This window comes from Paenibacillus nanensis, from assembly GCF_003583765.1.
GTDB lineage: Bacteria > Bacillota > Bacilli > Paenibacillales > Paenibacillaceae > Pristimantibacillus > Pristimantibacillus nanensis.
In genome coordinates, this window is the sequence record NZ_QXQA01000014.1 from 128678 (window position 1) to 143328 (window position 14651).

14 protein-coding genes are annotated in these 14651 nt (G+C 54.5%); all 14 read left to right on the plus strand.

What is annotated here, in order from left to right:
* Positions 1 to 32 precede the first annotated feature (32 nt).
* The 14 genes from recJ to D3P08_RS20100 all read left to right on the plus strand — a co-directional run bounded on the left by recJ (position 33) and on the right by D3P08_RS20100 (position 14556).
* Positions 33 to 2048 carry a single-stranded-DNA-specific exonuclease RecJ gene (recJ, locus tag D3P08_RS20045; RefSeq protein ID WP_119601842.1) on the plus strand — a complete coding sequence of 672 codons (2016 nt, stop codon included), beginning with the start codon at positions 33 to 35 and terminating at the stop codon, positions 2046 to 2048.
* A 46-nt stretch (positions 2049 to 2094) separates the two neighbouring features.
* Positions 2095 to 2625 (plus strand): adenine phosphoribosyltransferase, encoded by a 531-nt coding sequence (locus D3P08_RS20050; RefSeq protein ID WP_119601844.1) that lies wholly within the window; start codon positions 2095 to 2097, stop codon positions 2623 to 2625.
* 236 nt (positions 2626 to 2861) lie between these two features.
* Entirely contained in the window at positions 2862 to 5048 is a 2187-nt protein-coding gene (locus D3P08_RS20055; RefSeq protein ID WP_119601939.1) for a RelA/SpoT family protein, read from the plus strand.
* A 22-nt stretch (positions 5049 to 5070) separates the two neighbouring features.
* Positions 5071 to 5514, plus strand: a complete 444-nt coding sequence (dtd, locus tag D3P08_RS20060) for a D-aminoacyl-tRNA deacylase (protein WP_119601846.1) — start codon at positions 5071 to 5073, stop codon at positions 5512 to 5514.
* 78 nt (positions 5515 to 5592) lie between these two features.
* Entirely contained in the window at positions 5593 to 5760 is a 168-nt protein-coding gene (locus D3P08_RS27385) for a hypothetical protein (RefSeq protein WP_162848541.1), read from the plus strand.
* 581 nt (positions 5761 to 6341) lie between these two features.
* On the plus strand, positions 6342 to 7586 hold the full coding sequence (gene hisS, locus D3P08_RS20065; protein ID WP_119601848.1) for a histidine--tRNA ligase: 1245 nt from the start codon (positions 6342 to 6344) through the stop codon (positions 7584 to 7586).
* A 35-nt stretch (positions 7587 to 7621) separates the two neighbouring features.
* Positions 7622 to 9430 (plus strand): aspartate--tRNA ligase, encoded by a 1809-nt coding sequence (aspS, locus tag D3P08_RS20070; protein WP_206098987.1) that lies wholly within the window; start codon positions 7622 to 7624, stop codon positions 9428 to 9430.
* A 32-nt stretch (positions 9431 to 9462) separates the two neighbouring features.
* A complete protein-coding gene (locus tag D3P08_RS20075; protein WP_119601852.1) occupies positions 9463 to 10218 on the plus strand; it encodes a tRNA threonylcarbamoyladenosine dehydratase in 756 nt (251 codons plus the stop codon).
* A complete protein-coding gene (locus D3P08_RS20080) occupies positions 10215 to 10889 on the plus strand; it encodes a YdeI/OmpD-associated family protein (protein ID WP_119601854.1) in 675 nt (224 codons plus the stop codon). The genes D3P08_RS20075 and D3P08_RS20080 overlap by 4 nt, the downstream gene beginning before the upstream one ends.
* 199 nt (positions 10890 to 11088) lie before the next feature.
* Complete coding sequence (locus D3P08_RS27745; RefSeq protein ID WP_240647666.1) at positions 11089 to 11373, plus strand: CTP synthase; 285 nt, start codon at positions 11089 to 11091, stop codon at positions 11371 to 11373.
* Between the two features lie 3 nt (positions 11374 to 11376).
* Entirely contained in the window at positions 11377 to 11823 is a 447-nt protein-coding gene (locus D3P08_RS27750; RefSeq protein ID WP_240647667.1) for a CTP synthase, read from the plus strand.
* Between the two features lie 188 nt (positions 11824 to 12011).
* Positions 12012 to 12395 (plus strand): VOC family protein, encoded by a 384-nt coding sequence (locus tag D3P08_RS20090; RefSeq protein ID WP_119601940.1) that lies wholly within the window; start codon positions 12012 to 12014, stop codon positions 12393 to 12395.
* A 22-nt stretch (positions 12396 to 12417) separates the two neighbouring features.
* Positions 12418 to 13173 (plus strand): class I SAM-dependent methyltransferase, encoded by a 756-nt coding sequence (locus D3P08_RS20095; RefSeq protein WP_119601856.1) that lies wholly within the window; start codon positions 12418 to 12420, stop codon positions 13171 to 13173.
* A 78-nt stretch (positions 13174 to 13251) separates the two neighbouring features.
* Positions 13252 to 14556, plus strand: coding sequence for a replication-associated recombination protein A (locus D3P08_RS20100; RefSeq protein WP_119601858.1), 1305 nt, complete (start codon positions 13252 to 13254; stop codon positions 14554 to 14556).
* The last annotated feature ends 95 nt before the right edge of the window (positions 14557 to 14651 follow it).

Genomic DNA, 14651 nt, shown 5'->3' on the forward strand with positions numbered 1-14651 from the left:
AAGCTCGTCAGCAGAAAGGGAGAGATTACCTGATGATTCATAGGAAGACACGCTGGGCTCTAGCGGAATGGAAAGAGTCGGAGGAAGGCGCAGCCAAGCAGCTATGCGAGAGGCTCAGCCTTCCTCCTCTTGTTGCGCGTTTGCTGGTACAACGCGGATACCGCGATGAGGAAAGCGCTAGACGTTTCTTGCAAGCGGATGCCGCCGACCTTCATGACCCTTATTTGCTAAGCGGGATGGAGGCTGCCGTTCATCGGATAAGGAAAGCGGCGGAGCGCGGGGAAAAGATTCGTATTTACGGCGATTACGATGCCGACGGCGTATCCAGCACGTCGCTGCTCGTCCATGTGTTTCGCAAGCTAGGCTTGCAGTTCGACTATTATATTCCGCACCGCGCCCTGGAAGGCTACGGTTTGAACAATAACGCTATTGACCTGGCCGCGAGTGAAGGCGTGCAGTTGATCGTGACGGTGGATACCGGCATCAGCGCGTACGAGCAAGTGGAATATGCCAAGACGCTTGGGATCGATATTGTCGTAACCGATCATCACGAGCCCCCGGAGAAGCTGCCTGACGCTTGCGCGGTCGTCAATCCGAAGCAGGAGCATTGCGCTTATCCATTTAAAGGGCTGGCCGGCGTCGGTGTCGCTTTCAAGCTGGCTACCGCTTTGCTGGAGCAGCCGCCGCTCGAGCTGACCGATATCGTATGCCTCGGGACAATCGCGGATTTGATGCCGCTGACGGACGAGAATCGCATTTTGGTGCGCTGCGGTCTGGAGAAGCTCCGGAAGGATGCCGGCTGCGGATTCCGGGCGCTCGCGGAAGCGGCGGGGATTGAGCTTCCTTCGATCGTCTCGACGGGAGTTGCCTTCGGCATGGCCCCGCGCATTAACGCGGCGGGCAGGCTGGACCACGCGAGACGCGCCGTAGAGCTGCTTACGACCGATGATTATGACGACGCGATGCTGGCGGCGATCCATCTGGATACATTAAATAAAGAAAGACAGCGTATCGTAGATACGATTGTGAAGGAAGCGGAAGAACAATGGCTTTCGAAGCGCCTGGCAGCGGAAGAAGCGGGGGAGGATCCACCGGCTGTTATTGTGCTTGGCGGCGAGGATTGGAATGTCGGCGTGATCGGCATCGTCGCTTCGAAGCTGCTGGAGCGTCATTATAAGCCGGTTATAATTTTTGGCATCGATAAGGAAACGGGCATGTGCAAAGGCTCAGCCCGTTCTATCGACGGCTTCGATCTGCATGCCGCTTTGACGGAATGCGAAGAGCTGCTTGATCATTACGGCGGCCATCAGGCCGCGGCCGGCATGAGCCTTCACCGCGACAATTTGCCTATGCTCGAGCGGCGGATGTCTGAGCTGGCGATGAATTGGCTGAAGGAAGAGGATTGGATTCCGAAAACGCTCGTCGACATCGCCTGCGGTCTCGAGGACGCGACGCTGGAGACGATCTCACAGCTAGCGCTGCTTGAGCCGTTCGGTGTTGCGAATCCGTCGCCTAGACTGCTGTTCCAACATGTTCAGCTGGCGGATAAGCGAGCCATCGGCAAAGAAGCTAAGCATTTGAAGCTCGCTTTGGGGAGCGGACGAAAGCTTCTGGACGGCATCGGTTTCGGGATGGGCGAGATGGCCGCCGTTATGCCGCAAGGCTGCCGAATAGACGTAATCGGCGAGCTTTCCATTAACGAATGGAATAATCAGCGGAAAGCCCAGCTGCAGCTGCATGACTTGCATTATGAGCCTGCTCCGCTCACCGCATTCCCTACCCGAGAGCAATTCGGTCAAGTGTACCAGATGCTTCGGCGTTTGGGCGAGGCACCGGAACGCGGACTTGCCGCAAGGCTATCCGAGCATATCGGCTTGACTGTGGATGCTGTACAGCTTATGCTTGACGTATTCGAGGAGCTGAAGTTTATCGGGCTAAGTAACGGCATGTACATAACAGCCGCGGCCCCTGAGAAGCGTGAACTGGCTTCGTCGGAGCGATACCGTTCCGCAAAGGAAAAGCATGATCGGTTGCATGCGCTTGCTTGACGGACGAGTTACCATTAAAGTGTGAAGAAGAAAGGGTTGACCTCACGTGTCGAAGGCATTATACAATTTCAAGGATTACATTCGCGTTATTCCGGATTTCCCGCAGCCGGGCATCCGCTTTAAAGATATAACGACTTTGCTTAAGGACGGGGCTGCTTACCGCGCCGCCGTTGAACAAATGCGCGCGGCGGTCGAGCATTTGAAAATCGATATCGTGGCAGGACCGGAAGCTCGCGGCTTTGTTGTCGGCGCTCCGCTTGCGCTTGCGCTGGGAGTAGGCTTTGCCCCGATCCGCAAAAGCGGCAAGCTGCCGGGCGAAACGATCACGGCAAGCTATGATCTGGAATACGGCAAAGACCAGCTTGCAATGCACAAGGATGCGATCGCTCCCGGCCAACGCGTGCTGATCGCTGACGATCTGCTGGCTACGGGCGGCACGATCGCAACTTCGATCAACTTGGTTCGCCAGCTTGGCGGCGAGGTAGTCGGAGCGGCGTTTCTGATTGAGCTTGGGTATTTGAACGGACGCGAGAAGCTTGAAGGCCTCGACGTGTTCTCCCTTATGACATACGAATAATCGTGTTTGGAAGGAAGCCGCCGCGGCCAAACGTAATCGTCCGATGACGAGACGTGTGCCGGAGCGGCTTCTTTTTGTCGCAGGAAGTTGACGTAACCGCGCTGTTAAAGGCATAATATGATAAAACCTAAATACAGTGAAAGACGAAAACTCGGAAAATGCCGAATCGGTATATAGGATAAGAGAAGTAAGCGAATATGATGGCGTTAAACGCTACGCTTGGAAAGGGACGTTTCATGGGCATCGAGCAGTTACTTGAGAAGGCATCCGTCTATATGAAAGAGCAGGACCTCGTTCGCATCAAGGAAGCCTATGATTTCGCAGAGCAAGCCCATCACGGACAAGTGCGGAAATCGGGGGAGCCTTATATTCTGCATCCTGTGACGGTTGCCGATATATTAGTGGATATGGGGATGGACGTGCTGTCGATTATCGCAGCGCTTCTTCATGATGTCGTTGAGGATACGACCGTAGATTTGGAGACGGTTCGCGCGAAATTTGGCGAAACCTGCGCCATGCTGGTGGACGGACTGACCAAGCTGGAGAAGATCAGATTCCAATCCAAAGAGGAACAGCAGAACGAGAATTACCGAAAAATGTTTGTGGCCATGGCGCAGGATATTCGCGTTATTCTCATTAAGCTGGCTGACCGTCTTCATAACATGCGTACGCTCAAATACCAGTCGGAGGAATCGCAGCGCCGCATCGCTTATGAGACGCTTGAAATCTTTTGCCCGATCGCTCATCGGCTCGGGATTTCGGCGATCAAGTGGGAGATGGAGGATATTGCGCTCCGTTATTTGAACCCGCAGCAATATTACCGGATCGCCAACCTCATGAAGAAGAAGCGGGCCGAGCGCGAGCAGTTCATTGATGACGTTATTTCGCGCATCCGCGAGAAGCTCGAGGAAATGGGCATCGAAGGCGACATTTCCGGGAGACCGAAGCATCTATACAGCATTTATAAAAAAATGACGACGCGCAACAAGCAGTTTAACGAAATCTATGACCTGCTTGCCATTCGTATTATCGTAGACAATATAAAAGACTGTTACGCGACACTAGGCATTATTCATACGCTATGGAAGCCGATGCCGGGCCGCTTCAAGGATTATATCGCGATGCCGAAGGCGAATATGTACCAGTCGCTTCATACGACGGTCATCGGTCCTAAAGGCGAACCGACCGAGGTTCAGATCCGCACATGGGAGATGCACCGCACGTCGGAATACGGTATCGCGGCTCATTGGGCTTACAAGGAAGGCATGGTTGTGCCTGACGGCACCTTCGAGGATAAGATGTCGTGGTTCCGCGAAATTTTGGAGCTCCAGAACGAAACGCGGGACGCTTCCGAGTTTATGGAATCGCTTAAGATGGATTTCTTTGCCGATCTGGTGTTTGTGTTTACGCCTAGCGGCGAGGTCATCGAGCTTCCGGCCGGCTCCGTTCCGCTTGATTTTGCATACCGCATCCATACGGAGGTCGGCAACCGTACGATCGGCGCGAAGGTGAACGGCCGCATCGTGCCGCTTGACCATAAGCTCAAAACAGGCGACATCGTGGAAATTCTGACGTCCAAACATTCCTACGGACCTAGCCAGGATTGGATAAAGATCGCGCAATCCTCTCATGCGCGCAGCAAGATTAGGCAATGGTTCAAAAAGGAGAAGCGCGAGGAGAACGTGGCGAAGGGCCGCGATTTGCTGGAGCGCGAGCTGAAGCGTCTTGGACTTGAGCCGTCCGCATGGATGACCGAGGAAAAGCTGCAGGAAGCGGCGTCGAAGTTTACGTTCCATGATATCGAGGATATGATGTCGGCAATCGGCTTCGGCGGCATTACAGCCGCGCAGATTTGTACGAGGTTAACCGAAAAGCTGCGCAAAGAAGCAGAAGAGGCAAGCCAGATCGAGCTGACGGCCGAGAAGAAAGAAATAAAGACGCCGACGTCCGGCGCGAAAAAAAACCGTCCGAATCATGGTGTTACGGTTAAAGGCGTCGACAACCTTCTTGTCCGTTACGCGCGCTGCTGCAATCCGGTGCCGGGCGACGCCATTGTCGGTTACATTACGCGCGGGCGCGGCGTATCCGTGCATCGGATGGACTGCCTGAACATTCCGTTCGGCTCGGACGCGGAGGAAGCGGACCGCGTCATTGAGGTCGAATGGGAAGATTCCGTTGAAGCGAATTACAGCGTCGATATCGAAATTACCGGGCATGACCGCAGAGGCCTGTTGAACGAGGTGCTGCAGGCGGTATCGGAGAGCAAAACGAATATTTCCGCCGTAACAGGCCGATCGGTAAAAAATAAAATGGCGCTGATTCATATGACGGTGCTTATCCGGAACATCGACCATCTGTCGGCCGTTGTCGAAAAAATTAAGCGGGTTCAAGATATTTATTCCGTGCAGCGGATTATGCAATAAAGGGAACAGGAGAGGTTTAGAAGTGAAAGTAGTCGCGCAAAGAAGCAAAGCAGCGAGGGTGACGGTGGACGGCGAAGTGACGGGCGCAATCGATTCGGGATTAGTGCTGCTTGTCGGCATTACGCATGAGGATACGCTCGACGATGTCCGCTGGATGGCGGACAAAGTGGCGGGACTTCGCATTTTCGAAGATGAGTCCGAGAAGATGAATTTGTCCGTCCTTGATGTTGGCGGCGCGATTTTGTCCGTATCCCAATTTACGCTGTATGGAGATTGCCGGAAGGGAAGACGTCCGAACTTCATGGCTGCGGCTAGACCCGAGCAAGCGGAGGCGCTCTATAACTCGTTTAATGAAGCGCTGCGGGGACTCGGGCTTCGGGTTGAGACAGGCCGTTTCGGAGCGATGATGGACGTGCAGCTTACGAATGACGGGCCGGTTACATTAATTTTGGAGAGCGGCGCTTAAGTTTGGCCGGTTAAGCCAACACTAGGTGTAAAAGGCGGGAGAGGTCCCCGCCGCATCTAGGTTGGAGGAATGCATGACATGCATCAATCGAGGAAAGAGCAAGGCGTAGAGCGAATCACCAGAATGCTGCTGAACCCGGACCGCAGAGAAGCGAGAGCGATAGCGGAGCTGGCGGCGGATATGGAAGCGGGAGAAGAATGGGAAGGACGTCCGCAGCACGCGGGCCGATCCGGCATAGAACGATAAGCGCCGTAAAGCGCTTTACGAACAACCTCTAAAAGCGCTTTCGAATTTGTAATATGTTTGTAATGTATCCCTAACGTTTTATTAACATCGTGTCCCTATAATAAAGATCGACCCCCTTTTTTAAAATATAATTTATTTTGGACCTGCACATCGGTGCAGGTTTTTTTCTGTTTGTATAGCCCATTGACCTTGACTTTCGTCATTGCGATCAGTACAATTACAATCATTATATCCATATGGATTCGATGACGGGACAAAGTAGCTCCGCGCAGCGTACACAGAGAAGAATGCCATAGGCTGCAAGCATTCTAACGACGGCGGAAGGAAAGAACCTCCCTGAGAACAGTCGGCGAACCGCCGCGCGCGACGAGCGTTGCGCAGGGCAAGCTCCGAAGCTTAGTAGCCGATTTGCGTACGACGGACGTTACCCGTCTTGGAGCGAGCGCTTTTGTTTGAAGCTGCTCGGAATGTGGGTGGTACCACGGGAGATCAACTCTCGTCCCTTTCGGCGATGCCGATTGGAACGGGAGTTTTTTTGTATCCATATACGGGTACTAATAGGGTGTCAAGGAGGTAGAGACATGAAGTTTCAGAAATCGCCCGGAACGCAGGACATCTTGCCAGGCGTGGTGGAAAGATGGCAGTACGTAGAGGGCAAAGCCCGCGATATTTGCAGACGCTTCAATTTTAGAGAGATCCGCACGCCGATGTTCGAGTCGACGGAGTTGTTCCAGAGAGGCGTCGGTGAAACGACGGATATTGTCGAGAAAGAGATGTACACGTTTGTTGACCGCGGAGAACGCAGCCTGACGCTCCGTCCGGAAGGCACGGCGGGCGTCGTCCGCTCTTACGTGGAGAATAAGCTGTTCGGCGATCCGGATGTGAGCAAGCTGTATTACATCGGCCCGATGTTCCGTTATGAGCGGGCGCAGGCGGGACGTTACCGCCAGTTCCATCAGTTCGGCGTGGAGGCGATCGGCGCTGTCGATCCGGCGCTCGACGCTGAAGTCATCGCGCTTGGCTATACGTTCTATACCGAGGTTGGGCTGAAGGGCGTACGCGTCGAGATTAACTCTGTCGGCACGCCGGCTGTCCGCGCGGCATTCCGAGAGCGCCTGCTGGCGTTCCTTGAGCCGAAGCGCGACATTCTATGCAAGGATTGCCAATCTCGCATGGAGCGCAATCCGCTCCGTGTGCTGGACTGCAAGACGGATCAAAAGCATTTCGAAGGCGCGCCTTCCATTCTGGACAGTCTGGACGAGGAATGCACAGCGCATTTCGAGAAGGTTAAGCAATGCCTGTCGGATATGAACATTCCGTTTGAGATTAATCACCGTCTCGTTCGCGGATTGGATTATTACACGCATACCGCTTTCGAATATAAGGCGGAAGGCATTGGCGCCATCGATACGATCGGCGGCGGCGGACGCTATAACGGGCTCGTATCCGATATCGGCGGTCCCGAGCAGCCTGGCGTCGGCCTTGGCCTCGGCCTCGAGCGCACGATTCTGCTGCTGGAGCATCAGCAGACGGAGCTGCCGAATTTGAATGAAATTGACGTTTATGTCGTCGCCCTAGGCGATGACGCGGACCGGGAAGCGACAAAGCTTGTTTATGAGCTGCGCAAGCAAGGGATCAGAGCGGAGCGCGATTACCAGGGCCGTAAAATGAAGGCGCAGCTGAAGTCGGCTGACCGTCTGGGGACCCGCTTTACGGCAATTCTCGGCGACGATGAGCTGGCCCGCGGCGAGATCGCCTTAAAGGATATGGCGAAGGGCGAGCAGCGGATGGTGCCGATTCTAACGCTGGCGGATGAACTGAAGTAACGATTACGAGATGAAATGAGGAGAACGAAATGACGATGTTGAAAACGCATAGCTGCGGTACGCTGACGAAAGCGAACGTAGGAGAAACAGTTATTTTGAACGGATGGGTGCAGCGCCGCCGCGACCTTGGAGGCGTGCTTTTTATCGACCTTCGCGACCGTACGGGTATTGTGCAAATCGTATTTAACCCTGACTTTTCCGGCGACGCATTGGCTGTCGCGGACCGCGCGCGCAACGAATACGTGCTGGCCGTTAAAGGTAAAGTCGTCGAGCGCGATCCCGAGACGTACAATGCGAACCTCGCAACCGGCGAAATCGAAATCCGCGTAACCGAAATCGAGGTGCTGAACGCGGCGAAGACGCCTCCGTTCCCGATCGAAGACGGCGTTGAAGTCGACGAGTCGCTGCGCCTGAAATACCGCTATTTGGATTTGCGCCGTCCGGAAATGTACAAGACGCTGCTGCTCCGTTCCAAAGCGGCGAAAATATTCCGTGACTTCCTCGACGAAGAGGGCTTCCTCGAGGTTGAAACGCCGATCTTGACAAAGAGCACGCCTGAAGGCGCGCGCGATTATCTCGTGCCAAGCCGCGTTCATGAAGGCGAATTCTACGCGCTGCCGCAATCGCCGCAGCTCTTCAAGCAGCTGCTGATGGTGAGCGGGGTTGAGCGTTATTACCAAATCGCGCGCTGCTTCCGGGACGAAGACCTCCGCGCAGACCGTCAGCCGGAGTTCACGCAGATCGATATCGAGACGTCGTTCCTGACGCAAGACCAGCTGCTCGGCATGATGGAACAGGTGACGGCAAGATTGCTGCGCGAAACGGTAGGCGTGGAGCTCGAGCTTCCGTTCCAACGTATTACGTATGCGGACGCGATGAACAAATACGGCTCCGACAAGCCGGACCTTCGTTTCGGCCTTGAGATTGAAGACATTACCGACATCGTGTCGGGCAGCGACGTGAAAGTATTCGCTAGCGTTGCGGCAAGCGGCGGCGTTGTTAAAGCGCTGAACGCTAAGGGCTGCGCGAGCTGGAGCCGCAAAGAGCTTGACGACCTTCAGCCGTTCGCGGCACGCTACGGCGGCAAAGGCCTTGCATGGATTACTGTGAAGGACGGCGAGTGGCGCGGTCCGATCGTGAAGTTCTTGAAGCCTGAGGAAATCGCAGCGCTGACAGCTCGCCTAGGCGTTGAGGAAGGCGACCTGCTGACATTCTCCGCCGATAAGCCGAAGGTTGTTGCGGACGTTCTTGGCAACCTGCGTCTGAAGCTCGGCCGCGACCTGAATCTGATCGACGAGTCGAAGTTCAAATTTGCATGGGTCGTCGACTTCCCATTGCTTGAGTGGGACGAGGAAGCGAAGCGTTATGTCGCATTGCATCATCCGTTCACGCGTCCGAACGATGATGACCTGCATTATTTCGACACGGATCCAGGCCAAATCCGCGCCCAAGCGTATGACTTGGTGCTGAACGGTTACGAGGTCGGCGGCGGATCGATGCGGATTTACAAGAGAGAGGTTCAAATGCAAATGTTCAAAGCGATGGGCTTCTCGCAGGAAGAAGCGCAGGAGCAATTCGGCTTCCTGCTTGACGCGTTCGAATACGGAACGCCTCCGCATGGCGGTATCGCCTTCGGCTTCGACCGTCTTGTCATGCTGCTAGCCGGCCGCACGAACCTGAGAGAGACGATTGCGTTCCCGAAAACGGCAAGCGCGACGGACCTGCTTACCGATGCGCCTTCCGAAGTCAAACCGTCTCAGCTTGAGGAGCTGCACATTCGTACTGTCGTTAAGCCAAAACCGGTTCCAGCCGCAGCGGAAGCATCCGCTGAAAGCAAAGAATAATGAGTTAGAAGATAGAAGGAGGCGGCACATCCATGCTGCACCAATTTTCTCGCACGGAGCTTGCGATCGGTCCGGAAGGACTGGAGCTGATGAAGGGGAGCACGGTTGCCGTGCTCGGCATCGGCGGCGTAGGCTCCATCGCCGCGGAGGCGCTGGCTCGGACCGGCGTCGGCCGCATCATTCTAATCGACAAGGATGTTGTCGATATAACGAATATCAACCGTCAGATTCACGCCTTAACGACGACGGTTGGGCAGCCTAAGGCCGATTTGATGAGGGACCGGATCAAGCTGATCAATCCGGAATGTGATGTGATCTCGCTCCGCATGTTTTATACGGAGGAGACGTATGAGCAGCTGTTCGAATACAAGCTTGATTACGTCATCGATGCATCCGATACGATCATTTACAAGGTTCATCTGATCAAACAATGCTTGGAGCGGAATATTCCGGTCATCTCGAGCATGGGCGCCGCCAACAAGATGGATCCGTCACGGTTCCGCGTCGCGGATATATCCAAGACGCATACAGACCCGATCGCGCGCGTCGTCCGTACGAAGCTGCGCAAGGACGGCATCAAGAAGGGCGTCAAGGTTGTTTTCTCGGACGAAGAGCCGATGAAGCCTCGTGAGGATGTCACGCAGCGGATCGTGCCGGAGAACGCGCCGGAAATCCGTAAAGCGCAGCAGCCTCCTGCAAGCAACGCTTTCGTGCCGCCGGTCGCCGGACTGATCATGGTGAGCGTCGCGGTAAGGGATTTGCTTGAATCCGGGGGCGTGAAGCTGTGAACGAGGATTTAACTCGCAAGCTGCGTCTCGCTCCGGAGATGAAGGCGGTTGTCATGAATAGGCCTTCCGATTACGAGGTGCTCGAGGAGCTGGGATTGCCGGCGGAAGCGGGCGTATCAGCCGAATCGACGCTGGCGGAGGGCGAATACGATTTCGTCCTGTTGTTCGTCACCTCGCTTGCTGAGCTGAAGCAGTTCGCGCCGGCAGCGATTAAGGCCGCAGCCCACGACGCTTTGCTTTGGATCACGTATCCGAAAGGCACCTCCAAGATCAAGACGGATGTGAACCGCGATACGGGATGGGCGGTCATGATCGAGCTTGGCGTAGAAGGCATCGCCATGGTGTCGATGAACGATACGTGGTCGGCCATGCGTTACCGTCCGGCGGGCGTCGCGAAGACGAAGCGCGCTCGCAAAGGCGACGGCAATCCGATCCTATCGATTCCAACGAGCAAGGCGGATGTTCCTTTGCCGGACATGCCTCCCGATCTTAAAGCGGCATTGTCGGGTTCGCCAGCTGCAGCCGATTTCTACGGAACGCTGACGGACTCGATGAAACGGGACTATTTGAGCTGGATTCTCGGCGCGAAGAAAGAGGAGACGCGTGCGAAGCGCGTCGCGGCTGCGGTAGAGAAGCTGGAAAACGGGCTGAAGCGCCCAACGGATAAATAAAAGGAAATCGAAATGGCAGTGCCGAGGGCAATCCTTAGCGCTGCCATTTCTTATTTATGGCCCATTGCCATGGCCGAACGAACGGAGCAAGAAATGTTCTGGATATTATTATTACCAGTCATTGACAAGACTGATGCTTCGGATTAGAATGGACACTTGTGTATTTATACAGTTCCTAATGGAGAGGCGGTAGAAGCAAATGATTCGTGTTGGTTTAATCGGCGATTATGACGTTCAGGTCAAAGCGCATGTCGCAATTCCCCTAGCTCTGGAAATAGCGGCAAATGACCTGGGGGTACAGGTCGAATATGAATGGATCGCCACCCCAAACCTTACAAAGGATTTTGAGCGAAAACTAGGTAAGTACCAAGCGCTGTGGACGGTTCCGGCAAGTCCTTATGCCAGCATGCAAGGCGCCTTGAACGGCATCCGATTCGCTCGCGAGCGGCAGCTTCCTTTCTTAGGAACATGCGGCGGCTTCTAGCATATGCTAATCGAATTCGCCAGAAACGCGATGGGACTTCATGAAGCGGAGCATGCGGAAGAAAGTCCGGCAGCTTCCGTTCTATTGGTTGCTCCGCTTACCTGCTCTGTTAGCGAAACAACGAATATGTTCAAACTAACGCAGGGCACAAAAGTATCGGCGATTTACGGAAAAGAAGAAATTGCCGAACAATACGGCATTTGTAATTATGGGTTGAATTCCGAATACGCATCTTTGCTGGAGCAAGCAGGGATGCGGATTGCCGGAGTGGACGGCAATGGGGAGATTCGGATTATGGAGCTGGACGGACATCCGTTCTTCATCGGAACGCTTTATCAGCCCGAACGGTCCGCCTTTAAAAAAATTACGCATCCGCTGGTGAAGGCATTTCTTCATGCGGCGGGCGGCAAGCAATACATAAAGGAAAGACAAGCTGCGGAGATTTCTTGAAATCCGCAGCTTTTTTTCATATCACCGCGTTTTCTCCTTCCCCCTCGATTGGATTGCGCATCTTTTAGAAATGGGATATAATAGTAGATATAAGAAAAATGAAACGTTGTTTCACGTAATGAAACTGTTGAGCTGTCAGTAGAAAACAGGATTCGAATAGGAAATGAGGTGAGATTATGTCAAACGCATTGGCATTCCATTTCGAAGGCATTGACCATGTCCAATTGGCGGCTCCGGAAGGCTGCGAGGAGAAAGCGCGTCAATTTTATGGCGAGCTGCTGGGCTGGGCGGAGCTGGAGAAGCCGGAAACGCTTCGGGGCCGAGGCGGCGTATGGTTCAGTTGCGGCAACCATCAGGTGCATATCGGCGTTCAGGCGTCCTTTGCGCCGGCTTTGAAGGCGCATCCCGGCTTTGCCGTTCGGGGGCTGTCAGCTTTGAAAGAGCGGCTAATCCGCCATGGCATGCAGGTTATCGATGACGAGCTGCGGGCAGAGGAAGGCTGCAGACGTTTTTTCACGAATGACCCGTTTGGCAACCGTTTAGAGTTTTTAGAACACATGGAGACGAGTTGATAAGGAAGCGGAGGGATAATCGATGGACAATAAGGAACGGTTTTCAAACCGGGTAGAACATTACGTGAAATACCGACCGACTTACCCGCGCGAAGCGATCGATTTTTTGTATGACACTGTAGGGTTTCGTCAAGGCAGCGTTATCGCTGACGTCGGATCGGGGACCGGTATTTTTTCTAAGCTGCTCTTAGAGCGCGGAAGCCGGGTAATCGGCGTTGAACCGAATGAAGCGATGCGAAAGGCGGCGGTTGCTGCGCTCGGAGAGGAAGAGCGGTACAGCCCAGCCGACGGTTCGGCGGAGGAGACGGGACTATCCGAGCAGTCCGTCGATTTCATCGTGTGCGCCCAGTCCTATCATTGGTTCGACAAAGAACGGGCAAGGGAAGAATTCCGCCGCATACTGAAGCCGGGCGGCAAGGTAGTTCTGATCTGGAACTCAAGAAAAACAAGCGGCACCCCCTTCCTTGAGCAATTCGAGCGGCTGCTGCTGACATACGGAACGGATTACGAGAAGGTCGCCCATAAAAGCATCACATTGGAGACGCTTAAGCCTTATTTTGCGGAAGGCGGGCCTCGGCTTGATACGTTCTCGATGGTGCAGCTGTTAGACGAAGAAGGCTTAGCCGGCAGGCTGCTTTCCTCCTCGTACAGCCCGCTGCCCGGTCATCCGCATTATGAACCGATGATGCGCGAGCTGCGGGATATTTATCAATCCAATGAAGAGAACGGCTTCGTAGCGGTGGAATACGCGACAGAGCTTTATTGGGGCGAGGTATAACGACAGGGATGGTATAGCGAACGTCTGTGCTTATGTGCTATCATACAAAGGTAAACCATCATAAAGGATTGAACAAGCATGGACTTATTTAGCTACGAAGAGGCGGAGGCGCCGCGCGCCCGCCTGCTGGCGGACCGGATGCGGCCGCAGACGCTTGATGAATATATCGGACAAGAACATATTGTAGGTCCAGGGAAGCTGCTTAGACGGGCGATCGAGGGCGACCAGGTGTCGTCCATCTTGCTGTACGGCCCGCCAGGCTGCGGGAAAACAACGCTTGCCCATATTATATCGCTCAGGACGGAGGGCGACTTCGTCAAGCTGAATGCGGTAGACGCTTCGGTGAAGGACGTGCGGGACGTCATAGACCGTGCGAAAACAAACAAAACGCTTTATGGGAGAAAGACGATTCTCTTCCTGGACGAGGTTCACCGGTTCAACACGTCCCGTCAGGATGCGCTGCTTCCGGCAGTTGAGCAAGGCATTATCATCTTCATCGGCGCAACAACGGAAAACCCGTTCCATCATGTAAATGGAGCTTTACTATCCCGGTCGACGCTGTTCCAGCTGGAGGCGCTCGAGGAGAAGCATTCGCTCGAAGCGATGCGCAGAGCGATCAAGGATTCGGACCGCGGACTCGGCTTTATGAAGCTCGAAGTGGAGGAAGAGGCGCTCGCGCATATTGCGGTGATGTCGGGCGGAGACATCCGGCGCTCGCTTAACGCGCTGGAGCTTGCGGCGGTAACGACGCCCTCTGAGCCGGACGGTACGGTGCGCATAACGCTTGAGGTTGCGCAGGAATCGGTGCGCAAGCCGTCCATTCGCGCCGATATGTCGACGCAATACGATGTGCTCTCGGCCTTCCATAAGAGCGTACGCGGCTCCAGCGACGCCGCTCTGTTCTGGTTCCTGTACGCCGTCGAGCGGCTTGGCATGGATCCGATGACGTTCATACGCAGGTTGATCGTAGCGTGCAGCGAGGACATCGGACTTGCGAACCCGCAGGCAATGGTACAGGCGGTTACGGCGATGGATGCCTATCACAAGATCGGCTGGCCGGAAGCGAAGTACAACATTGCCCAGGCAATATTGTTCGCCGTCGAAAGTCCAAAGTCGAACGCAACGGCAGTTGCAATAGGCAATGTAATGGCGGCAATCGAAAGAAGCGGCAATCTGGAGGTGCCCTTGCATTTGCGGGATACGCACTATAAAGGCGCGGCCCAGCTTGGTCACGAGGGCTACAAGTATCCGCATGATTACCCGAACCACTATGTAAAGCAGCAATATTTGCCCGACCCGCTAGCCAGAGCAGTCTTCTATCATGCGACTGAGCAGGGGATGGAGGATAAAATTAAACAAAACCAGCAGCGCCGCTCTAAGTGAGGCTGCTGGTTTTTTGTTGTTAATTAGGACCCGCAGCAGCTTCTGATTGAATTACCTGCATAAAAATGTGATAAATTTTTGCAACTAACCATGTA